The sequence below is a fragment of the Massilia sp. Root335 genome, from assembly GCF_001425685.1.
GTDB lineage: Bacteria > Pseudomonadota > Gammaproteobacteria > Burkholderiales > Burkholderiaceae_D > Telluria > Telluria luteola.
This window is the reverse complement of sequence record NZ_LMCY01000013.1, coordinates 32,141-54,054: the sequence shown is the minus strand read 5'-3', so window position 1 is coordinate 54,054 and position 21,914 is coordinate 32,141. Positions and strand designations below refer to the sequence as shown.

Sequence of the window (21,914 nt, the reverse complement as noted above, 5' to 3'; positions counted from 1 at the left end):
TTGCGCTTTCTTGTGGTCCGCTCCATGTATTGATGGCAAGCTGCGGCTTTCGCCATCGATGGAGGAGCGGCACCATGAACAAGGGTTTGCGTTGGACCGAACAATGGATGCGCCGGGCGCTGTGGATCGTCGCATTCGTCTTCGCCGGCTTTTTGATCGGGCTCGGCAACCAGGTCGTCGACAACGTGGTGTACCTGGAGCCCGTGCCGCCTCCCGAACAATTCCTCGATCCGGCCAGGGCCGGGCCGCTGCAGGCCGCGGTCCGGCAGGCGGAGGACACACGCGAGAAGGCGGACGCCGCGCTGGAGCAGGCCCAGCAGCAACATCAGGTCGCGCAGGCCAACACGAAGAGCGCGCGCGAGGCCTTCGAGAACTGGATCGCGACCCGCCACGCGACGGCGCGTCCCGACCAGGATACGGACCTGATCGCGCGCAACCGCGAGCTGGACAAGCTCGTGGCCGAGGAACGGGCCGCGCTCGCCGCGGTGCAGGCCCAGGAAAAGGTCGAACTCGACGCCAAGCAGGCCCAGCAGAAGGCAGGCGCCGCTTACGAGGCGTTGCTGGAACCGGCAAAGCAGGCCGCGTATGCAGCGGAGATACGGGCCGAGCGCAAGGTCTTCCTGATCCGCCTCGGCGTGACCCTGCCGCTGCTGCTGGTGGCGGGTGCACTGTTCAAGTACAAGCGCAACGGCACCTACTGGCCGTTCACGTGGGGCTTCATCTTCTTTGCGCTGTTCGCGTTCTTCGTCGAGCTGGTGCCGTATTTGCCCATCTATGGCGGCTATGTGCGCTACGGCGTGGGGATCGTCGTGACGGTCGTCGCCGGCCGCTACGCGATCCGCTGGCTGCACGCGTGGCTGGAACGCCAGCGCGCCGCCGAGGCCATGCCCGACGCGCAGCGCCGCACGACGATGCGCTACGACGTGGCGATGGCGCGCATCGGCAGGAACGTATGCCCGTCATGCGAGCGCGCGACCAATTACAAGGACGACCACCTCGCCCATTGCCCGCACTGCGGCATCGGCCTGTTCGACCGCTGCCCGGCGTGCACGTCGCGCAAGAACGCTTTCACGCGCTACTGCTTTTCGTGCGGCACGCCGGCCAACGTCAGCCTTGCGGATTAGTCCTTCAGGTCGGCCGGCACCTTGCCGCCGTTCGCCGCCAGCTTGTTCATGACCTGGCGGTGCAGCCAGATGTTCATGCTGGCCGAGTCGTTGGTATCGCCCGTGTAGTGCAGCTCGGCGGCCAGTTCCTTGCGGGATTGCAGGCTGGAATCGAGGCCGAGCAGCTTGAGCAGGTCGACGATCGACGTGCGCCAGTTCAGTTGCTGGCCTGACTGCCGCTCCATGTTGTTGAGGACGGCTTCCACGTCCACCTGCTGCATCGTCGCGGGAGCAGCGGCCGGCGCCGCCTGCGGCTGTTGCGCGGATTGCGGGGCCGGTTGCTGCGCGGGCTGCTGCGTCGGCTGCGGCGCGCGTTGCTGGGAGCCCGGGTCGGCCTGTCCGCCGGATTGGGCGGCGGGATGCGAGGACGGGAAGATCTTGTGGAAGATATTACTCAGGATGCCCATAGCGAGTCCTTTTCGGTGATGGATGGATGCGCTCAATGGCGCTGCTGCATGCCCTGCGCCATATGGCCGAGCGCGATCGCCAGCGCCGCGCCGCCGATGGCCTTGAGCAGGGTCGGGTGTTCGGCATAAAAGTCGCCCATGCGGTCAACGATGCCGGGATTCTGCTGTTCGGCCTTGGAAGCCAGTTCCTGCACCTGGTCCGGCGACACCTGGTTCGCCTGTTCCGGCGACACGCGCGCCTGGCCGCCACCCAGCAGGTTGCCCAGCGCGCCGCCCGCCACGGACGACAGCACGGACGGCCCCACGCTGGCCAGCAGATGGTTCAGCATGCCGGCGCGCTGGTCGGGATTGCTGTGGCTGAACAGCTGGCTGACCATCTGCCCGAACGGCGGCGTCTGGTCCGAACGCAGCGCCTGCGTCACGCCCTGCGCGACGGTGGCGCGCGGCACGTTCTGGGCCACGCTGTCGAAATCGTTCTCGGCCTGCGCCGGGTTGACGTTCGGATTGGCGCCGCCCAGGTATTGCTGCAACAGATTGCCCAAATCAAAGCTCATGATGTTCTCCGCGTTGACGTCGAAGGGCAAGGGTAGGCGTTCGCGCGGGATTCCTCCGTACGGTCGCTAACGGACAGGAAATGGCGCGGGCATTGCTTGGTGGACACTCATGCCGTAAGCTGGCGCCATGACCTATGCGCCGCTGCTCCTGTTCCTTGCCCTGTACGCTTATGCCGCGCTGGCGCTGGGCCTGCCGTCCGCGGTGGGGCTGGCGTACGTGCTGGCCAGCGGCGCCTGCTTCGCGCTGTATGCGCGCGACAAGGCGGCGGCCCGGCGCGGCGACCGCCGCACGGCCGAGCGGAATTTGCTGCTGCTGGGCCTCGCCGGCGGCTGGCCCGGCGCCTTGCTGGCGCAACAATGGCTGCGCCACAAGACCGTCAAGATGCCGTTCCGGTACTTGTTCTGGCTGACCGTCGGCGCCAATCTTGCCGGATTCTGCGTGCTGGCGCGTGCGCTGGCCTGAGCACCGTTCACGAGGAGCAATCATGTGGCCTTACCCGAAGATCCTGGCGCACCGCGGCGGCGGCACGCTGGCGCCCGAAAATACGCTGGCCGGCCTGCGCCGCGGCATGGAAGCGGGGTTCCGCGCCATCGAATTCGACGTCATGCTGGCGCGGGACGGCGTCCCCGTCGTGCTGCACGATCCCGAGCTGGGCCGCACGGTGGCCGGGTCCGGGTCGGTGGCCGAGATCGACGCGCCCGCCCTCGCCGCGCGCGATGCGGGCGCCTGGTTCGCACCCGAATTCGCGGGCGAACCGGTGCCGCTGTTCGCGGAGTTCGCGCAGTATTGCAAGGCGCACGGCGTGTGGATGAACATCGAGATCAAACCGGTGCCCGGCCATGACGCGCGGACCGGCACCGTGGTCGCGCGCCTGGCCGCCGCCCTGTTCGCCGACGACCTCGCCGCCGGCCGGGTGGAGCGGGCGCCGCTGCTGTCCTCGTTCAGCGAGGCGGCGCTGGAGGCGGCCCGGCACGCCGCGCCGGCGTTGCCGCGGGCATGGCTGACGGCATCGCTCCCGCGCGATTGGGCGCGCCGCGCGCGGGCGCTGGACGTGGTCGCCATCCACACGGACCACAAGCGGCTGACGGCCGCCCAGGCCGCCGCGGTGAAGGCGGCCGGTTTCGGCCTGTTCTGCTACACCGTCAATACGCCGGCCCGTGCGCGCGAGCTGTTCGGCTGGGGCGTGGACGGATTGTGCACGGACCGGATCGACCTCATCGGTCCCGCTTTCAATTAAACCGGATCGTTCCCTCAAGAATTGTAACGCGTTGTCGTTAATGACATTCGGCTACCGGTCACGGTCTTTATGTCACTTTCGATCAACAACAATTCACTGTCACTGAACACCCAGCGCAAGCTCGCGGACCATACGAATGAAGCGAACCGCCTCATCGCGCGGCTGAGCTCGGGCGCGCGCATCGGCGGCGCCTCGGACGATCCCGCCGGCCAGGCGCTGGCGTCACGCATGACGTCGCAGCTGACGGGGATGAGCCAGGCCATGCGCAGCATCAACGACGCGACGTCGATGCTGCAGGTGGCGGACAGCACATTGTCGAACATCACCGACAGCCTGCAGCGCCTGCGCGAACTGGCGGTCGCGTCCGGTAACGGCGCGTACACGGACAGCGACCGCAACACCCTGCAGGCGGAAGCGGACCAGATCCTCACTCACATCACACAGACCGGCAACGGCGCCACGTTCAACGGCCAGACGATCTTTTCTCAGGATAATGGGAACGCGAACGAGGACAAGAAGAAACGTGCCGTCCTGGACAGTCTCAGGGCCGGCTGGCTGAGCTCCGCCGAAGACATGGTCCAGCAGTACTACGGCCTGCAAGCCGATGGCGTGACGCTCAAGATCAACCTCGACACGACGGACGGGCAGAGCGGCGTGCTCGCATCTGTCACGGGCTCGACGGCGCCGGGCAGCGACATCACGCTGAACATCGACATGGCCGATTTCAGCGACATCACGACGCCGGACGGCGGCTCGGGGCCGCTGTACGATGACCGCGTCGTTGCGCACGAGATGGTGCACGCGATCATGCTGCGCTCGACCAGTTTCAATTTCCCGCAATGGTTCACGGAAGGCACGGCCGAGCTGATCCAGGGTGCGGACGAGCGCGTGGCGGGCGCGCTGGCCAGCGGCCAGACGGCGGACGACATCGTCGGGACGATCGCGGGCGGCGGCTTTACCTACGAAGGCGGCTACGTCGCGTCGCGCTACCTGCACGACAGGTTGAAAAGCATGGGCGTCGACGGCGGCATGAAGGGCCTGATGACCTACCTGAGCGCGCACCGCACGGCCGACCTCGACACCGCCCTGAACGCCGTCACCGGCGGGCAGTACCACGACACGGGCGATTTCATGGCGGACTTCTCCGCGCACGGCGCCAGCTTCATCACCGACACGATGAACCTGGCGAATGCCGACACGGGCGCCATCGGCGGGCTCGACGCGGACGGTGGGCCGTCGCGCGACGCGCAGGGCGTCGTCGCCGACGCCGGCTCCGGCACGCCGGACCGGCCGCTGCGCAATTTCAAGGTCGAGTATCCGGACATCGGCACCGCCGCGCCGTCCATGCGTCGCGTGCAGATCCAGGCCGGGGCCGACGCCAGCGACCTGATCGACATGCAGTTCGCGGCCGTGAATGCAAACGCGCTGGGGCTCGGCGACCTGGACATGCACGACACGGCGGTGGCGCTGCTGCACATCGACGACGCGCTCGCCGTCGTCAGCGAGCAGCGCGTCCAGGTGGGCGCCTACAGCAACCGCATGGATGTCGTGGCCAGCAATAACCAGACGGCATCGATGAACCTGGAAGCGGCGCGCGGGCGCATCCAGGACGTCGATTATGCCGGCGACACGGTCCAGTTGACGCGCGTCCAGATCCTGCAGCAGGCCGCATCGGCGATGCTTACACAGGCCAACGGAGAGCCGCGGGCGGTGCTGGCGCTGCTGCGCTGATCGGCGTCGCGTGGGCACGGGGTGCCCACCCTACGAATTCCGGTCGGCGTCGCGTGGACTCGGGGCGTCCGTAGGGTGGGCTCCCCGAGCCCGCCATGCCGATCCAGAATTGTTGCCGATCCTGCAACAACCAATCTCGCGAAAACTATTTACCTTCAATAGCTACGCTATAATCGATTTTCTTTATATAGCAAGCTGCCTAAATCCGCCCCTACGACATGAAATCCACCGAAATTCGCGAAAAGTTTCTCAAGTTCTTTGAGTCCAAAGGCCACACGATCGTCCGCTCCAGCCCGCTCGTGCCGGGCAACGACCCGACGATGTTGTTGACCAACAGCGGCATGGTGCAGTTCAAGGACGTGTTCCTGGGCCTGGATACGCGCCCGTACAAGCGCGCCACCACCGTGCAGCGCTGCGTGCGCGCCGGCGGCAAGCACAACGACCTGGAAAACGTCGGCTACACCGCGCGCCACCACACGTTCTTCGAAATGCTGGGCAATTTCAGCTTCGGCGACTATTTCAAGCGCGACGCCATCCACTTTGCCTGGGAACTGCTGACCAAGGTGTATGACCTGCCGGCAGAAAAACTGACGATCACCGTCTACTTCGAAGACGACGAAGCCTACGGCATCTGGGCCAACGAGATCGGCGTCCCGGCGGAGCGCATCATCCGGATCGGCGACAACAAGGGCGCGCGCTACGCATCGGACAACTTCTGGCAGATGGCCGACACCGGCCCGTGCGGCCCGTGCACGGAAATCTTCTACGACCACGGCCCGGACATCTGGGGCGGCCCCCCAGGCTCGCCGGAAGAAGACGGCGACCGCTTCATCGAGATCTGGAACCTCGTGTTCATGCAGTTCAACCGCGACGAAGCCGGCGTGCTGACCCCGCTGCCGAAGCCGTCGATCGACACCGGCATGGGCCTGGAGCGCCTGGCCGCCGTGCTGCAGCACGTGCATTCGAACTACGAGATCGACCTGTTCCAGAACCTGATCAAGGCCGCCGCCCGCGAAACCGGCGCGACCGACCTCGCGAACAACTCGCTGAAAGTGATCGCCGACCATATTCGCGCGGCCAGCTTCATGATCGTCGACGGCATCATCCCGAGCAGCGAAGGCCACGGCTACGTTTTGCGCCGCATCATCCGCCGCGCGCTGCGCCACGGCCACAAACTGGGGCAGACGAAGCCGTTCTTCTACAAGCTCGTCGGCGACCTGGACATCGAGATGGGCGCCGCGTACCCGGAACTGCATGAGGCGAAAGAGCGCGTGATGCAGGTGCTGAAGGCCGAGGAAGAGCGCTTCGGCGAGACCCTCGAGCACGGCATGAAGATCCTGGAAGCGCAGCTCGCGAAGGACCCGCAGAACCTGGACGGCGCCACCGCCTTCACCCTGTACGACACCTACGGCTTCCCGCTGGACCTGACCGCCGACATCTGCCGCGAGCGCAACATCAAGCTGGACGAGGCAGGTTTTAATGCCGCCATGGAGCAGCAGAAGAAAACCGCCCGCGCCGCCGGCAAGTTCAAGATGGCCGCCAACGTCGAGTACTCGGGCGCAAAGACGACCTTCGTCGGCTACGAAGCGCTCGTGCACAACAGCCGCGTCGTCGCGCTGTACACGGCCGGCGCCCCGGTGCAGGAATTGAAGGCGGGCCAGGACGGCATCGTCGTGCTGGACACGACGCCGTTCTACGCCGAGTCGGGCGGCCAGGTGGGCGACAAGGGCCTGCTGAAATCGCCGGGCGGCTTGTTCGAAGTGGAAGACACGCTGAAGATCCAGGCGGACGTGTTCGGCCACCACGGCGTGCTGCAGTCGGGTTCGCTGAAAGTCGGCGACGTGGTCGACGCGCAAGTCGATGAAGTCAAACGCGCCCGCACCATCCGCAACCACTCGGCGACGCACCTGATGCACAAGGCGCTGCGCGAAGTGCTGGGCGGCCATGTGCAGCAGAAGGGCTCGCTGGTCGATCCGGACAAGACCCGCTTCGACTTCAGCCACAATGCCCCGCTGACCGCCGAGGAAATCACGAAGGTCGAGCAGATCGTCAATGCCGAGATCCTGCAGAACCACGCGACCGTGGCGCACCACATGTCGATGGACGACGCGATCAAGCATGGCGCCATGGCCCTGTTCGGCGAGAAATACGGTGACACCGTGCGCGTGCTGGACATCGGCTCGTCGAAAGAGCTGTGCGGCGGCGTGCACGTCACCCGCACGGGCGACATCGGGCTGTTCAAGATCGTGTCCGAATCGGGCGTCGCCGCCGGCATCCGCCGCGTGGAAGCCGTGACGGGCGAGGGCGCGCTGGCGCTGGTGCAATCGATCAACCGCAAGCTGAACGAAGCGGCCGGCGCACTGAAGACGAGCCCGGACGAACTGCCGGTCCGCATCGGCCAGGTGCAGGACCAGGTCAGGTCGCTGGAGAAGGAAATCGCGGCGCTGAAATCGAAACTGGCGGCAGGCCAGGGCGATGAACTGGTGACGAAGGCCATCGACGTGAACGGCATCAAGGTGCTGGCCGCAACGATGGAAGGTGCCGACGTCGCCGGCCTGCGCGAGACGATGGACAAGCTCAAGGACAAGCTCGGGACGGCCGCCATCGTGCTGGCCTCCGTGCTGGAGGGCAAGGTCAGCCTGATCGCCGGCGTCACCGCCGACGCCACGGGCAAGGTCAAGGCGGGTGATCTCGTCAACTTCGTCGCCAAGCAGGTCGGCGGCAAGGGCGGCGGACGTCCGGACATGGCCCAGGCAGGCGGTACGGACCCGGCAGGGTTGCCGCAGGCGTTGGCCGGCGTGGCCGGCTGGGTCGGCGAGCGCGTTTCCGCCTGACTGTTGTAACCGGCGGCGCATGCGTCGCGGGTCGGGGTGGGTGGATTCCGCCCACGCGTTCAATTTACTCATGAATTGATCCACATCAACCTAGTTGCAATTGAACGCGTGGTCGGCAAAGCCGACCACCCTACATCCCTCTCATCCGGTCATCGCCGCCTCATCTCTTCCAGCCTGTCAAGTAATTGACGTTGTTACACCGCAACATGGATACCAAATTTTGGTGCGGCGCGTCATAATGGGGTAATTGGAGTACTATCGGGTCAATGCCCTACCAACTAGCAGGCAATCGATGAGCGAAACCATAATCGACACCGGCACCATCGAGGTCCAGAAGGACCTGGATGCGCGTGGCTTGAATTGCCCGCTGCCGATCCTCAAGGCGAAGAAGGCCCTCGCCGAGCTCGCCAGCGGCGAAGTGCTGCGCATCGTCGCCACCGACACCGGTTCGGTACGCGACTTCCAGGCGTTCGCCAAGCAGACCGGCAACGCGCTCCTGGCGCATACGAACATAAACGGCGAATTCACGTTCTGGCTCCGCCGTAAGTAACCGCTTACCCGCGCCTCGCACCGCCCGGCCCGCCGGGCAGGCCACCCCGTCAGCGTGAGCGGGGCAGTACACGACCATTCGGCGCTCCCGCCGGTTTTCTCCGAGAATCCGATAACACAATGAAACACGATTAGGGTGATTCCTCTAACCGAAAAACGCACGATCGTGCTTTAATTCTGACCTGAACGACATTTGCTTTTATAATTCGGATCATTTTTAGTCTTTCACCCATTTTTCAAAGGCACACTATGAAAGTCCTGGTACCCGTCAAACGCGTGGTTGACTACAACGTCAAGGTCCGCGTCAAGTCCGACGGCAGTGGCGTCGATATCGCCAACGTCAAAATGTCGATGAACCCGTTCGACGAGATCGCGGTGGAAGAAGCCACGCGCCTGAAGGAAGCCGGCAAGGTCACCGAGATCGTCGCCGTGACCTGCGGCGTGGCCCAGGCCCAGGAAACCCTGCGTACCGCGATGGCGATCGGCGCCGACCGCGGCGTGCTGGTGGAGACCGGTGCCGAGATCGAGCCGCTGGGTGTGGCCAAGGTGTTGAAGGCGCTGGCCGTCGAAGAGCAGCCGCAGCTGATCATCCTGGGCAAGCAGGCGATCGACGACGATTCGAACCAGACCGGCCAGATGCTGGCTGCGCTGCTGGGCTGGCCGCAGGCGACGTTCGCCTCGAAGGTCGTGCTGGAAGACGGCAAGGTCACGGTGACCCGCGAAGTGGACGGCGGCCTGGAAACCGTGCAGCTGACGCTGCCGGCGATCATCACCACCGACCTGCGCCTGAACGAGCCGCGCTACGTCACGCTGCCGAACATCATGAAGGCCAAGAAAAAGCCGCTGACGACCGTCAAGCCGGAAGACCTGGGCGTCGACGTCACGCCGCGCCTGAAGACCGTCAAGGTCGCCGAGCCGGCCAAGCGTTCGGCGGGCGTCAAGGTGCCCGACGTGGCGACCCTGGTTGCGAAGCTGCGTACCGAAGCCAAAGTCATCTAAGTACAGAATACATAAGGGAACATCATGGTCGCACTCGTCATTGCTGAACACGACAACGCCGCGCTGAAGGCAGTCACCCTGAACACCGTCACCGCGGCCGCACAATGCGGCGGCGACGTCCACATCCTCGTCGCCGGCAGCAATTGCGGCGCCGTCGCGGAAGCCGCCGCCAAGGTCGCCGGCGTCGCGAAGGTGCTGGTCGCCGACGCGCCGCAGTTCGCCGACGGCCTCGCCGAGAACGTCGCCGAGCAGGTCCTGGCCGTCGCCGGCAACTACTCGCACATCCTGGCCCCCGCCAGCGCCCACGGCAAGAACGTGCTGCCGCGCGTGGCCGCCAAGCTGGACGTCGCGCAGATCTCGGAAATCACCAAGGTCGATTCGCCCGATACGTTCGAGCGCCCGATCTACGCCGGCAACGCCATCGCCACCGTGCAGTCGACGGACAACGTGAAGGTCATCACCGTGCGCGGCACCGGCTTCGGCGCCGCCGCCGCCGAAGGTGGTTCGGCCGCCGTCGAGACCGTCGCCGCCGTCGCGGACTCGGGCAAGTCGAGCTTCGTGGGCCGCGAAGTGGCCAAGTCGGACCGTCCGGAACTGACCGGCGCCAAGGTCGTCGTCTCGGGTGGCCGCGGCATGGGTTCGGGCGACAACTTCAAGATCCTGGAACCGCTGGCCGACAAGCTGGGCGCCGCCATGGGCGCGTCGCGCGCCGCCGTGGACGCCGGCTACGTGCCGAACGACTGGCAGGTCGGCCAGACCGGCAAGATCGTCGCGCCGCAGCTGTACATCGCCGTCGGTATCTCGGGCGCGATCCAGCACCTGGCCGGCATGAAGGATTCCAAGACCATCGTCGCCATCAACAAGGATCCGGAAGCGCCGATCTTCTCGGTGGCCGACTACGGCATCGTCGGCGACCTGTTCGAGGTCGTGCCGGCCCTGGTCAAGGAACTGGGCTAAGCCGCTCGCTGGTGGCATGCACGCATGGCCACCAGCAAAAAATACGTCGTTCCCGCGCAGGCGGGAACCCAAGTCCGTAGCGTACGACCGGCGCTTGCCATTGCTGGCGGCGCTGAGTATTTGGGTTCCCGCCTTTTTTGCGCTCGGCGGTTGACGTTTACGTAAACGAGAGAAAACGAGGAGACCGCGGTGACCTACAACGCCCCCCTGAAAGACATGCTGTTCGTGATGAACGAACTGGCCGACCTGTCCGAGATCAACCGGCTGCCCGGCTGCGAAGACGCGACGCCCGACACCGTCGAAGCCGTGCTGGAAGAAAACGCGAAATTCTGCGGCGGCGTCGTCGCCCCGTTGAACCACCCTGGCGACAAGGAGCCGAGCTACTGGCACGACGGCCAGGTCACGACGTCGAAAGGCTTCAAGGAAGCGTTCAGGAGCTTCGCGGACGCCGGCTGGCAGGGCGTGCAGCATCCCGCCGAATTCGGAGGCCAGGGCCTGCCCAAGCTCGTCGCCACGCCGTGCATCGAAATGCTCAATAGCGCGAACATCGCGTTCGCGCTCGTCGGCCTCCTGACCGACGGCGCCATCGAGGCGCTGCTGACCGCCGGCACCGACGAACAGAAGACGCGCTTCATCGAGCCGCTGATCAGCGGCAAATGGACCGGCACCATGAACCTGACGGAGCCGCAGGCCGGTTCCGACCTCGCCGCCGTGCGCACGCGCGCCGTGCCGCAGGGCGACGGCACGTACAAGATCTTCGGCACCAAGATATTCATCACCTACGGCGAGCACGACATGGCGGAGAACATCATCCACCTCGTGCTGGCGCGCACGCCGGATGCGCCCGCGGGCGTGAAGGGCATCTCGCTGTTCATCGTCCCCAAATTCCACGTGAACGACGATGGCTCGCTGGGCGAACGCAACGACGTGCACTGCGTCTCGATCGAGCACAAACTGGGGATCAAGGCGAGCCCGACCGCCGTGCTGCAGTTCGGCGACCATGGCGGCGCGATCGGCACGCTGGTCGGCGAAGAAAACCGCGGCCTCGAATACATGTTCATCATGATGAACGCGGCCCGCTTCGGCGTCGGCATGCAGGGCATCGGCCTCGCCGAACGCGCCTACCAGCAGGCCGTCGCGTTCGCGAAGGAGCGCGTCCAGTCGCGCGCCGTCGAAGGCTCCGCGGGTCCTGTCGCCATCATCCACCACCCGGACGTGCGCCGCATGCTGATGTCCATGCGCGCGCAGACGGAAGCGGCGCGCGCGCTCGCCTACGTCGGCGCCGGCCTGTCCGACCTGGCGCACAGCCATCCGGATGAAGCGGCCCGCAAGGCCAGCCTGGCCGTGTACGAATACCTCGTGCCGGTGATCAAGGGCTGGTCGACGGAGATGAGCGAGAACGTCGCGCGCGACGGCGTGCAGGTGCATGGCGGCATGGGCTTCATCGAAGAGACGGGCGCCGCCCAGCACTACCGCGACGCCAAGATCCTGACGATCTACGAAGGCACGACGGCGATCCAGGCCAACGACCTCGTGGGCCGCAAGACCGTGCGCGACGGCGGCGCCGTGGCGAAGTCCATCCTGGCCCAGGTCCGCGCGACCGAGGCGCAGCTGGGCGAGGCGCAAGATGCCGACCTCGCCGCAATCCGCACGCAGCTGGTGGCCGGCAGCGCGGCGCTGGAAACCGTCATCGACTACGTGGTGGCGAATGCGAAGTCCGACGTGCGCGGCGTGTTCGCGGGAAGCGTCCTGTACCTGAAACTGGCCGGCATCGTGCTGGGCGGCTGGCAGATGGCGCGTGCGGCCCTGGTCGCGCGCCAAAAGCTGGAGGACGGCGCCGGCGACGCGGCGTTCTACCGCGCCAAGATCGCCACCGCGCGCTTCTTCGCCGACCATGTCCTGGCGCAGGCGGACGGCCTGCGTCATGCGATCGTGGACGGCAGCGCGGGCGTGCTGGCGCTGGACGCCGACCAGTTCTGACGCTCGCGCCGGACCCTTCGAAAGCGGCCTGCGGGCCGCTTTTTTTTTGGGCGCTGCGCGGCCGCGATGGCGTTCGGCCGGCGATTTGTTGTGCGCTGCCGACCGGCGCCAGGTGTTTGACGCCCGTCATGCGTAATGGGTAGTTGGTGCTCCTAGAATCGATCTGTCGCACCCACGGATGTGTTTCGCGGTGCATGGCCAACCAAGGAGCGCCCATGTTTTCCATGAAGCCTGATACGGTGTTACCGATTGCCGCGGCCTGCGCGGTACTGTGTGCGCTCGCCGCCTGCGGGGGCGGCAGCGATCCCGCCTCCACGACGACGGCCGCCGATCCGCCGGCGGCGCCGAGCCCGAGCCCCACGCCCGCGCCCACGCCGGCCCCGACGCCGGCGCCGACCCCTGCACCCACGCCGGCGCCGCCTCCGCCCACCGATCCCGCGCCGCCGCCCGACATCGTGCTGGCACCTGGCTATACCGAGATTTCAGCCACGGTGACCTTCAGCCGGCCGCACTGGCCCGCATGGAGCCACTCGGGGACGGCCATCGTCGACGGCGTCGGCTGCGCGAAGAACGAGAACTACCACGTCCACGCGCTGCTGTCGGTCTACCAGGATGGCGTGCGGCTCGCGTTGCCGGAGTCGATCGGCCGCGGCAGCGGGTGCGCGTACGAGATGCACACGCACGATGGCTCGGGCGTCATGCACATCGAGACGGACGTGCCCAAGGTCTTCACGCTGGGCCAGTTCTTCGCGCTGTGGGGGCAACCGTTGAGCGCCACGTCCGTGGCCGGCCTGCCGGGCAAGCCGACCTATTACGTCGTCGACAAGGAAAAGGTCACGCGCGTCACGGCCGATCCGTCCGCCATCACGCTGGATGCGCACCGTGAAATCGTGGTCGTGACGGGCACGCCGCCCACGCAGGTGCCCCGGTATAACTGGAATACGAGCGGTTTGTGATATACGAGCGGTTTGTGATGCCGGCGCGGCGCGGTCAGCCGTATGCGCCGCCCGTGTAGAGCAGGTCGAACAGGCGCGAGATGGTGGCGATGAGTGCCGTCGTGCCGACCAGCATCGTAATCACGACCAGCAGGATCACGAACCAGTGCGAATGCGACGTGCGCCCGGAGCCGGCGTTGTAGCGGGCGTCCCATTTCTCGTCCGGCATGAGACCGAAGACCAGGGCTTCGACGAACCCGGCGATCCAGGACACGATGAGGGGCAGCAGCACATAGAACGGATTGGGCGCGTGCCCGATCCCGTACACGAGGCCGGCCGCCGGGACGCTGCAGAGGTGCAGCAGGCCGATGCGGTCGACGCTGCCCTTGAGGTAGAAACGGTGCGCGCCGAGCCCGCCGAGCAGGAAGGCGAGGGCGGTGGCGAAAGTCTTGTTCTTATGCTGCGGCATCGCGTTATTGTTGAAAGGAAAGCCATCAGTATCGTCCAAAACGGGATGCGTAGCACGCGCTTTCGTGGTCGCGCGCCGGCGCACGAGGCGGCGCCCGGGAAGCCGGCAGGGCGGGATAGTGGCGGAGCGTCGCAAAATAGGCGATAATCTTGGATTCGGCCGGGACAGCGCGCCCAGCGTTCTTGGTTGTTTAACGGAACCTCAAAAACCGTCGCGAGCCCGCGGCAGGTTTTTGACGTTCCATTATATAAACGCTTGCTGATGCACGGTGTAGCGCGCTATAATCGTCGGCTTTCTCCGTCCAGCACACTTTTGGAAATATTATGGTCGTTATTCGTTTAGCTCGTGGTGGTGCCAAAAAGCGCCCGTTCTACAACATCGTTGCAACCGACTCGCGCAATCGCCGCGACGGCCGTTTCATCGAGCGCATCGGTTACTACAACCCGATGGCTTCGGGCAAGGAAGTCGGCCTGAACATCACCGCAGATCGCCTGTCGTACTGGCAAGGCGTTGGCGCACAACTGTCCCCGACCGTTGCCCGCCTGATCTCGTCGCAAAAGGCTGCAGCCTAATTCAAGGTTGTACGGTTTGACCGATTCGGCAGCACATTCGGCATCGACCCCGGCGCAAGCCGGGACGCAAGTGCCTGACGACCTGATCCAGGTCGGCTACATTGCCGGCGCCTACGGGCTCCGCGGTGGCGTGCGCGTCACGCCGCATTCGATGGATGCGGATGCGCTGCTGAGCGTCAAAACCTGGTGGATCGACAAGCCGTCGCTGCATACCGTCAAAGTGCGGAATGCCAAGTATCACAGCGGCGACGTGACGGCCACGCTGGCCGACGTCGACGACCGCGAGATGGCCGAGGCGCTGAAGGGCGCCACGGTCCAGGTGTCGCGTGCGGATTTTCCGGAGCTTCCGGAAGACGAGTATTACTGGACCGACCTGATCGGCTTGGATACGGTCAACCTGCAGGGCGAAGCGCTCGGCAAGGTCACCGATATGATGCACAATGGCGCGCAGTCCATTCTGCGCATCACGCCCGAGTCCGATCCGAGCGCCGCTCCCGACGCCAAGGCGCCGGAGCGGCTGGTGCCGTTCGTGGACCAGTACGTCAAGACGGTCGATCTGCAAGCCAGACTGATTACCCTGGACTGGGGCCTGGATTATTGATCCCGTCCACCTGAAGCGAGGTCCCGATGCAGTTTGACGTCGTGAGCTTGTTTCCTGAAATGTTTGCCGCATTGACGCAGTCGGGCGTGACCCGGCGCGCGCACGAGCAGGGCTTGTGGAACCTCGCGATCTGGAATCCGCGCGATTTCACGCAAGATCGCCACCGCACCGTGGACGACCGCCCGTATGGCGGCGGCCCTGGCATGGTGATGCTGGCCAGACCGCTCGAAGCGACGATCGGCGCGGCGAAGCAGCGCCAGGTCGATATGGGTCTCCCGGCGCCGCGCGTCGTATTCATGTCGCCGCAAGGCAAGCCGCTGACGCACGAACGCGTGATGGGCCTGAAGAACGAGCCCGGCCTCGTGGTGCTGTGCGGACGCTACGAAGCGGTCGACCAGCGCCTGCTGGACCGCGTCGTCGACGAGGAAATCTCGCTCGGCGATTTCGTGCTGTCCGGCGGCGAATTGCCGGCGATGGCCCTGATGGATGCCGTGGTGCGGCAACTGCCCGGTGTGCTGGGCGACGGTGCATCGGCGGTCGAAGACAGTTTTGTGAACGGCCTCCTGGATTCGCCGCATTACACGCGTCCGGAAGTCTACGAAGGCGAGGCCGTGCCGCCCGTGCTGATGGGCGGAAATCACGCCGAGATCATGAAGTGGCGCCGCCAGCGTATGCTGGAGGCGACCGCGAAGAAACGGCCGGATCTGCTGGACAAGGCGCGTGGCGCCGGTCTGCTGACGAAGGCCGATGAGCAGTTTCTCGCAACCTTGGAAAAGGTCGCGGAATAAAGGCGGGCACCAATCGGTGCCTGCATGGGTACCCCCGTGTTTAACCCCATCCTCTACCGGGCACCGAACGCGCCGGCAAGATGGTATAAGGAGTCTACAAATGGATCTGATCCAGCAACTCGAGCAAGAAGAGATTGCGCGCCTCGGCCGCAACATCCCTGATTTCGCACCGGGCGACACCGTCGTCGTCAGCGTCAACGTCGTCGAAGGCAACCGCAAGCGCGCCCAGGCATACGAAGGCGTCGTGATTTCGCGTCGTAACCGCGGCCTGAACTCGAACTTCATCGTTCGCAAGATCTCGTCGGGCGAAGGCGTGGAGCGTACGTTCCAGCTGTACTCGCCGCTGATCGCTTCGATCGAAGTGAAACGCCGCGGCGACGTGCGTCGTGCGAAGCTGTACTACCTGCGCGAGCGTTCGGGCAAATCGGCACGTATCAAAGAGAAACTGCCGACCCGCAAAGCCGCTACGACTGCTGCGAAGTAATAGCGTCTGTGGTGAGGAAAAGGCATCCATTTGGATGCCTTTTCTTTTTGGAGAAAGCCTTGGCAACACTGCATATCGATCCCAAGCGTCTGCCCGTCGACGCGATCGCCGGCGAGCCCGCCCTGGCGGCCGAGCGCATGGATGTCGCCTGGCTGCGCGAGCGCCTTGCCCATCCGCCGCTGTGGGCGCCGGAATTGCCCGAGGACTTGCGCCTGCGTTTCCCGGCGCTGCGGCGCGCGGCCGTGCTGATACCCATCGTGCGCCGGCCCGACGGCCTGACGGTGTTGTTGACCCAGCGCACTGAACACTTGACCAACCATGCGGGCCAGGTCAGCTTTCCCGGCGGCCGCACGGACGAGGGCGACTCCTCGCCCATCGAGACGGCCCTGCGCGAGTCGGAGGAAGAGATCGGCCTCGGGCGCCGCCACGTGGAAATCATCGGCGTGCTGCCCGACCATGTCACCGCTTCGGCCTATGTCGTCACGCCCGTGGTGGGCCTCGTCACGCCGCCGTTCGACCTGGTCGCCGAATCGAACGAAGTGGCCGCCATTTTTGAAGTGCCCTTGCAGTTCCTGATGGATGGCATGAACCACCAGCGCATGTCGTTCGACCTGCCCGACGGCGGCGGCCGGCGCAGTTTTTATGCGATGCCTTACGAGCGCTTCTTCATCTGGGGCGCGACGGCGGGTATGCTGCGCAATCTGTTTCATTTGTTACGCGCCTGATGGGGAATGGACTCTCGCCGGTCTCTGCGCTATCGTAGCGGGCAGTGAAGTAAGGCAACAACGACAAAGGACCGTGCATGACATTCTTTTCCATCCTGTGCGCGCTGCTCATCGAACAGCTGAAGCCGCTGCGCGCAGATAACCAGATCTACGCCGAGATCAAGCGCCTGGCCATGCGGATCGAGGGCTGGTTCAATGCCGGCCAGGCCAGCCATGGCCGGTTGGGCTGGTTCCTGATGATGGCGGTCCTGATGCTGCCGACGGCCGTGATCTACGGCGCCCTCCTGTATTACCGCCTCGTGTTCGCCGCGTTCGCCTGGAACGTGCTGATCGTCTATCTCACGCTCGGCTTCCGCCATTACAGCCATTACTTCACGTCGATCCAGTTCGCGCTCAACGCGGGCGACGAGGCCACGGCGCGCACGCTGCTGGGCGAATGGGCCAGGATCGACACGGTCGGCATGGATGCGACGGAAATCGCCCGCATCGCGGTCGAAAAATCCCTCATCACGACGCACCGCAACGTGTTCGGCGTGTTCTTCTGGTTCCTGATGCCGCTCGGCCCGGCCTGCGCCGTCATGTACCGCGTGTCCGAATACCTCGCGCGCGCATGGAACGAACCGGACCATATGCGCAACGAGGCGTTCGGCGAATTCGCCGCCCGCGCGTTCTACTGGATCGACTGGGTGCCCGTGCGCCTGACGGCCATCGCGTTCGCCGTCGTCGGCAATTTCGAGGACGCGATCTATGCGTGGCGCAATTTCGCCGACCGGTGGACGGACGAATCGAAAGGCATCATCCTGGCCGCGGGCGGCGGCGCCATGGGCGTGCGCCTCGGCAGCCCGGCCGAGAACGCGCCGCGCGTGATGCCAGCCGACGCGGCGGCGGTCGACCTGTCGGCCAGCGAGGACGACATGCTGCCCGGCGACGAGCCGAACGTGCGCGCACTGCAAAGCACGGTCGGCCTGGTGTGGCGCGCACTGTTATTATGGATGCTGCTCCTGCTGCTGCTGTCGGGCGCTGTCCTGCTCGGCTGACCTTCATCGGGCCGCAAGATGTTGCGCCCGTCATCGTGCCGGTCGACCGGATCGGCACGCGGGGCTCGTCCGCAGGTCTTCTATAAGATATAATAGTCGGGTTGTTCTCATCCACGCCTTTGTTTCAGAAGCCGCACTATGGCCGACTCACCGCAAACCGGGAAAGGCGCCGACGAATTCTTCATTCTCGGCGTGACAAGTAAGGGCAGGCAGTTCCGCCCGAGTGACTGGGCCGAACGTCTGTGCGGCGTCATGTCGTGCTTCCGGCCGGCCGGAAGCGGCGGACCGAACGCCCACCTCAAGTTTTCGCCGTACGTGCACCCGACCGTCGTCAACGGCGTCAAGGCTGTCGTCGTGAACAATGCCCTCAAAAGCATCGAACCGCTGGCCTACCACTTCGTGTGCAATTTCGCCAAAGACAACGACCTGCAAGTCGTCGAGGCGTGCTTCGTTCCCCCGGCAGAAAACAAAGCATCCTGATCGACGCCGCGCGGGTTTGATTTATCGCCAACCTGCACTATGCTCCAAGGATAGCGTAAGCATCTGACGTTGGAGCTGGCCATGGAAGTCGGAAAACTCTGCACGGTCGACACCGTATTCTGCGCGCGCGACGAAAGCGTGCAGGGCGCGGCCTTTCTCATGCGCAAACATCACGTGGGCGACATCGTCGTCGTCGACGCCGCGGACAGCGTCCCCACGCCGGCCGGCATCGTCACGGACCGCGACATCGTCGTCTCCGTCGTCGCCCTCGGCCTCGATCCGGGCGGATTGCAGGTGGGCGACATCATGACGGACGACCTGCTCACCGCCGACGAGCACGACGACGTCACCAATACCATCGAACGCATGCGCCTGCGCGGCATCCGCCGGGTGCCGGTGGTGGGCGAGGGCGGGCGCCTCGTCGGCATCGTCAGCGCCGACGACCTGCTCGGCTTCCTGGCCGAGGAAATGGAAGACCTCGCCCGCATCAGCCCCTACCAGCAACAGCACGAACGGCGTACGCGGCAATGAGGGTAAGGCTCGCCTAAGTCCCCGTCTGTTACCATGTCCCACGGACAATGGTTCTTACAGACGGAGTACTATGAGCTCGACGTTTTTCCAGCGCGGCGCGGCCGCATGTTTGACGACTTATGCCGTCGTTGGCGGCCTCGCCTTCATCGCGACGGGCAGCGCCTGGGCGTTCGACCTGCCCAAGGGCGTTGTGCAAGGCCCCTCCGTCGAGGGCATCACGGAATACCGCCTGCCGAACGGGCTGAAAGTCCTGCTGTTCCCCGACTCCTCGCGTCCGACCGTGACCGTCAACGTCACGTACCTCGTCGGCTCGCGCCACGAGAATTATGGCGAGACCGGTATGGCCCACCTGCTCGAACACCTGATGTTCAAGGGCAGCCCCAAACATCCGGACATCACGCGCCAGTTCCAGGACCGCGGCATGCAGTTCAACGGCACGACGTCGCTCGACCGCACCAATTATTACGAAGTGTTCCAGGCGTCGGACGACAACCTGAACTGGGCGCTGGGCATGGAAGCGGACCGCATGACGCATTCCAATATCGCCAAGAAGGATCTCGATTCGGAGATGACGGTCGTGCGCAACGAGTATGAGAACGGCGAGAATTCGCCGGGTGCCGTCCTCATGAAGCGCATGCAGAGCGTGGCGTACGACTGGCATGCGTATGGACGGTCCACGATCGGCAACAAGAGCGACATCGAGAACGTCAAGATCACGAATCTGCAGAATTTTTATCACACGTATTACCAGCCCGATAACGCCGTGCTGCTCGTGGCGGGCAAGTTCGATCCCGCGAAGACTTTGTTGTCGATCAACCGCCTGTTCGGCGCGGTTCCGAAACCCAAGCGCACGCTGCCGGAATTCTGGACCGTCGAACCCACGCAGGACGGCGACCGCACCTTCACCGTGCGGCGCCAGGGCGACGTGCAGATCGTCGCGCTCGGCTACAAGGTGCCGTCCGGCCTGCACGACGACAGCGACGCGCTGAGTTTCGCATCGACCATCCTCGGCGACGCGCCGACGGGCCGCCTGCACAAGCTGCTCGTGGAGACCGGCAAGGCGAGCCAGGTGTTCGCCTATGGCCAGACGGGCTATGCGCCCGGCCTGCAATTCTTCGGCGCGGTCGTCAAGAAAGACGCGCCGCTCGAACCCGTGCGCGCCGCGCTCACGCAGGCCGTGGAAGAGTTCGCCAAGAACCCGCCGACGCCGGAAGAAATGGAACGCACCAAACGCAGCTTCCTGAATGAATTCGAGCGCAGCCTGAACGACCCGCAGCAGGTGGGCCTCGCCTTGTCGGAAGTCATCGCGCTGGGCGACTGGCGCCTGTTCTTCGTCGGCCGCGACCGCATCGACAAGATTACGTCGGAACAGATCGCGGCAGCAGCGGGCCGCTATTTCAAGCGCGACAACCGCGTGACGGGCGAATTCATCCCGGACGATAATCCGCAGCGCGCCGTGATCCCGCCCGCGCCCAGCGTGCAAAGCCTGTTGAAGGATTTCAAGCCGAAGGCATCCACGCTGAGCGCCGAGGATTTCGATCCCAGCCAGGCCAACATCATGAAGCGCACCACGCTGACGACGGCCGGCGGCGTGAAGCTGGCGTTGCTGCCCAAGAAGAATCGCGGCCAGACGGTCACCGTCGACCTGCGCCAGCACGTCGGCGACGAGCAGAACCTGTTCGGCAAGGGCGCGCTGCCCGGCCTGACGTCCGCGATGCTGATGCGCGGCACGACGAAGTACGACCGCGTGCACCTGGCCGACGCGTTCGACAAGCTCAAGATTTCCGGCAGCGTCACGCATTTCCAGACGACGCGCGAAAACCTGCCGGAAGCCCTGAAACTCGTCGCCCACGTGCTGCGCGAACCCAGCTTCCCGGCCAACGAATTCGAGCAATTGCGCCAGCAAGCGATCGTCGGGCTGCAGGCCAGCCGCAGCGAGCCGACCAGCGTGGCGTCGCGCGCGCTGAATGAGCATTTCGACATCTATCCCAAGGGCGATATTCGCCACGAAACGACGTACGATGAAGATCTTGCCGACCTCAAGGGCGCCACGCTGGACCAGGTCAAGGCTTTCCACCACGATTATTACGGCACCGTGCCGGCGGAAATGTCCATCGTCGGCGATTTCGATGCCCAGGCCGTCGTGCCGCTCATCGACCAGTTGTTCGGGCGGTGGAAAGCCCCGATGCACGTGGCGCCCGTGCTGCGCAAGAATGGCGACATCGCGCCGATCCACGAATTCCTCAATACGCCCGACAAGGAAAACGGCTATTACACGGCGCGGATCAACCTCGACCTGAACGTCGACGACCCGGATTACCCGGCCCTCATGCTGGCCGACTACATCTTCGGCGGCGGCGGGCTGCGGTCGCGCCTGATGGACCGCATCCGCCAGAAAGACGGCCTGTCCTATGGCGTCGGCTCGAACCTGGCGGCCGGCGACCTCGACCGTGCCGGCATGTTCGCGATCAACGCCATCGCCGCGCCGCAAAACCTCGCCAAGGTCGACGCCGCCGTACGCGAAGAACTCGCGCGCGTGCTCAAGGATGGCTTCACGGACGCGGAACTCGCAGGCGCCAAGTCGGGTCTGATGCAACAACGCATCCAGAATCGTGCCGACGACGGCGCACTGGCGGCCGGCTGGACCGCGTACATGTACCGAGGCCGTACGTACGCATGGTCGGCCGAGTTCGAAAAACACCTGATGGCCGTCACGTTGCCCCAACTGAACGCGGCGTTCCGCAAGGCGGTCGACCCCGCGAAAATGTCCGTCGTCATGGCTGGAGACAAGGCAAAAGTGAAACCTGCACCCTGATTGCAACACTCGGTCGTTCATTATCCGGCCGAAGTGTCGAGAAACTTGGTCAATGCCCGGCACGG

Annotated in this window: 22 protein-coding genes; 19 read left to right on the top strand and 3 right to left on the bottom strand. The window is 65.0% G+C overall.

What is annotated here, in order from left to right; genetic code table 11:
• Positions 1 to 74: 74 nt before the first annotated feature.
• Positions 75 to 1,124: a hypothetical protein gene (locus ASC93_RS10090; protein ID WP_056440662.1), complete on the top strand. Its 1,050-nt coding sequence runs from the start codon at positions 75 to 77 to the stop codon at positions 1,122 to 1,124.
• Here the strand turns inward: ASC93_RS10090 and ASC93_RS10085 are convergent.
• On the bottom strand, positions 1,121 to 1,570 hold the full coding sequence (locus ASC93_RS10085) for a DUF3597 domain-containing protein (RefSeq protein ID WP_056440660.1): 450 nt from the start codon (positions 1,568 to 1,570) through the stop codon (positions 1,121 to 1,123). The two genes, ASC93_RS10090 and ASC93_RS10085, sit on opposite strands and share 4 nt — an antisense overlap.
• A gap of 32 nt (positions 1,571 to 1,602) precedes the next feature.
• Positions 1,603 to 2,124, bottom strand: a complete 522-nt coding sequence (locus ASC93_RS10080) for a hypothetical protein (protein ID WP_229412669.1) — start codon at positions 2,122 to 2,124, stop codon at positions 1,603 to 1,605.
• Positions 2,125 to 2,251: 127 nt separating this feature from the next.
• Here ASC93_RS10080 and ASC93_RS10075 point away from each other — a divergent pair, with 127 nt between their 5' ends.
• From ASC93_RS10075 to ASC93_RS30600, 9 genes are all read left to right on the top strand, one after another.
• The gene (locus tag ASC93_RS10075; protein WP_056440658.1) at positions 2,252 to 2,587 is read left to right on the top strand and encodes a DUF1294 domain-containing protein; all 336 of its coding nucleotides are present in this window, start codon (positions 2,252 to 2,254) and stop codon (positions 2,585 to 2,587) included.
• A 22-nt stretch (positions 2,588 to 2,609) separates the two neighbouring features.
• Positions 2,610 to 3,362 (top strand): glycerophosphodiester phosphodiesterase, encoded by a 753-nt coding sequence (gene ugpQ / locus ASC93_RS10070; RefSeq protein WP_056440656.1) that lies wholly within the window; start codon positions 2,610 to 2,612, stop codon positions 3,360 to 3,362.
• A 69-nt stretch (positions 3,363 to 3,431) separates the two neighbouring features.
• Positions 3,432 to 5,093: a flagellinolysin gene (locus tag ASC93_RS10065; protein WP_056440654.1), complete on the top strand. Its 1,662-nt coding sequence runs from the start codon at positions 3,432 to 3,434 to the stop codon at positions 5,091 to 5,093.
• A gap of 218 nt (positions 5,094 to 5,311) precedes the next feature.
• The gene (alaS, locus tag ASC93_RS10060) at positions 5,312 to 7,927 is read left to right on the top strand and encodes an alanine--tRNA ligase (RefSeq protein ID WP_056440651.1); all 2,616 of its coding nucleotides are present in this window, start codon (positions 5,312 to 5,314) and stop codon (positions 7,925 to 7,927) included.
• Positions 7,928 to 8,249: 322 nt separating this feature from the next.
• Positions 8,250 to 8,477 carry a sulfurtransferase TusA family protein gene (locus ASC93_RS10055; RefSeq protein WP_056440696.1) on the top strand — a complete coding sequence of 76 codons (228 nt, stop codon included), beginning with the start codon at positions 8,250 to 8,252 and terminating at the stop codon, positions 8,475 to 8,477.
• Positions 8,478 to 8,725: 248 nt separating this feature from the next.
• Complete coding sequence (locus ASC93_RS10050; RefSeq protein ID WP_056440649.1) at positions 8,726 to 9,475, top strand: electron transfer flavoprotein subunit beta/FixA family protein; 750 nt, start codon at positions 8,726 to 8,728, stop codon at positions 9,473 to 9,475.
• Positions 9,476 to 9,499: 24 nt separating this feature from the next.
• Positions 9,500 to 10,432 carry an electron transfer flavoprotein subunit alpha/FixB family protein gene (locus ASC93_RS10045; RefSeq protein WP_056440647.1) on the top strand — a complete coding sequence of 311 codons (933 nt, stop codon included), beginning with the start codon at positions 9,500 to 9,502 and terminating at the stop codon, positions 10,430 to 10,432.
• 189 nt (positions 10,433 to 10,621) lie between these two features.
• Positions 10,622 to 12,412, top strand: coding sequence for an acyl-CoA dehydrogenase (locus ASC93_RS10040; RefSeq protein ID WP_056440645.1), 1,791 nt, complete (start codon positions 10,622 to 10,624; stop codon positions 12,410 to 12,412).
• 215 nt (positions 12,413 to 12,627) lie between these two features.
• A complete protein-coding gene (locus tag ASC93_RS30600) occupies positions 12,628 to 13,368 on the top strand; it encodes a hypothetical protein (protein ID WP_056440643.1) in 741 nt (246 codons plus the stop codon).
• 34 nt (positions 13,369 to 13,402) lie between these two features.
• Here the strand turns inward: ASC93_RS30600 and ASC93_RS10030 are convergent, their stop codons facing one another.
• On the bottom strand, positions 13,403 to 13,816 hold the full coding sequence (locus tag ASC93_RS10030) for a TM2 domain-containing protein (protein WP_056440641.1): 414 nt from the start codon (positions 13,814 to 13,816) through the stop codon (positions 13,403 to 13,405).
• Between the two features lie 323 nt (positions 13,817 to 14,139).
• Here ASC93_RS10030 and rpsP point away from each other — a divergent pair, with 323 nt between their 5' ends.
• The 9 genes from rpsP to ASC93_RS09985 all read left to right on the top strand — a co-directional run bounded on the left by rpsP (position 14,140) and on the right by ASC93_RS09985 (position 21,849).
• Positions 14,140 to 14,388 carry a 30S ribosomal protein S16 gene (gene rpsP, locus ASC93_RS10025; protein ID WP_056440640.1) on the top strand — a complete coding sequence of 83 codons (249 nt, stop codon included), beginning with the start codon at positions 14,140 to 14,142 and terminating at the stop codon, positions 14,386 to 14,388.
• Positions 14,389 to 14,458: 70 nt separating this feature from the next.
• Positions 14,459 to 14,989, top strand: coding sequence for a ribosome maturation factor RimM (gene rimM, locus ASC93_RS10020; protein WP_229412668.1), 531 nt, complete (start codon positions 14,459 to 14,461; stop codon positions 14,987 to 14,989).
• Positions 14,990 to 15,015: 26 nt separating this feature from the next.
• Positions 15,016 to 15,777 carry a tRNA (guanosine(37)-N1)-methyltransferase TrmD gene (trmD, locus tag ASC93_RS10015; protein ID WP_056440638.1) on the top strand — a complete coding sequence of 254 codons (762 nt, stop codon included), beginning with the start codon at positions 15,016 to 15,018 and terminating at the stop codon, positions 15,775 to 15,777.
• 100 nt (positions 15,778 to 15,877) lie between these two features.
• On the top strand, positions 15,878 to 16,261 hold the full coding sequence (rplS, locus tag ASC93_RS10010) for a 50S ribosomal protein L19 (protein WP_056440636.1): 384 nt from the start codon (positions 15,878 to 15,880) through the stop codon (positions 16,259 to 16,261).
• Between the two features lie 59 nt (positions 16,262 to 16,320).
• Positions 16,321 to 16,986, top strand: a complete 666-nt coding sequence (locus ASC93_RS10005) for a CoA pyrophosphatase (protein ID WP_056440695.1) — start codon at positions 16,321 to 16,323, stop codon at positions 16,984 to 16,986.
• A 77-nt stretch (positions 16,987 to 17,063) separates the two neighbouring features.
• Positions 17,064 to 18,023 carry a CobD/CbiB family protein gene (locus ASC93_RS10000; protein WP_056440635.1) on the top strand — a complete coding sequence of 320 codons (960 nt, stop codon included), beginning with the start codon at positions 17,064 to 17,066 and terminating at the stop codon, positions 18,021 to 18,023.
• A gap of 138 nt (positions 18,024 to 18,161) precedes the next feature.
• Positions 18,162 to 18,503 carry a DUF3579 domain-containing protein gene (locus ASC93_RS09995; protein ID WP_056440633.1) on the top strand — a complete coding sequence of 114 codons (342 nt, stop codon included), beginning with the start codon at positions 18,162 to 18,164 and terminating at the stop codon, positions 18,501 to 18,503.
• A gap of 81 nt (positions 18,504 to 18,584) precedes the next feature.
• Positions 18,585 to 19,034 carry a CBS domain-containing protein gene (locus ASC93_RS09990; protein WP_056440694.1) on the top strand — a complete coding sequence of 150 codons (450 nt, stop codon included), beginning with the start codon at positions 18,585 to 18,587 and terminating at the stop codon, positions 19,032 to 19,034.
• A 70-nt stretch (positions 19,035 to 19,104) separates the two neighbouring features.
• Complete coding sequence (locus ASC93_RS09985) at positions 19,105 to 21,849, top strand: pitrilysin family protein (RefSeq protein ID WP_056440631.1); 2,745 nt, start codon at positions 19,105 to 19,107, stop codon at positions 21,847 to 21,849.
• Positions 21,850 to 21,914 lie beyond the last annotated feature (65 nt).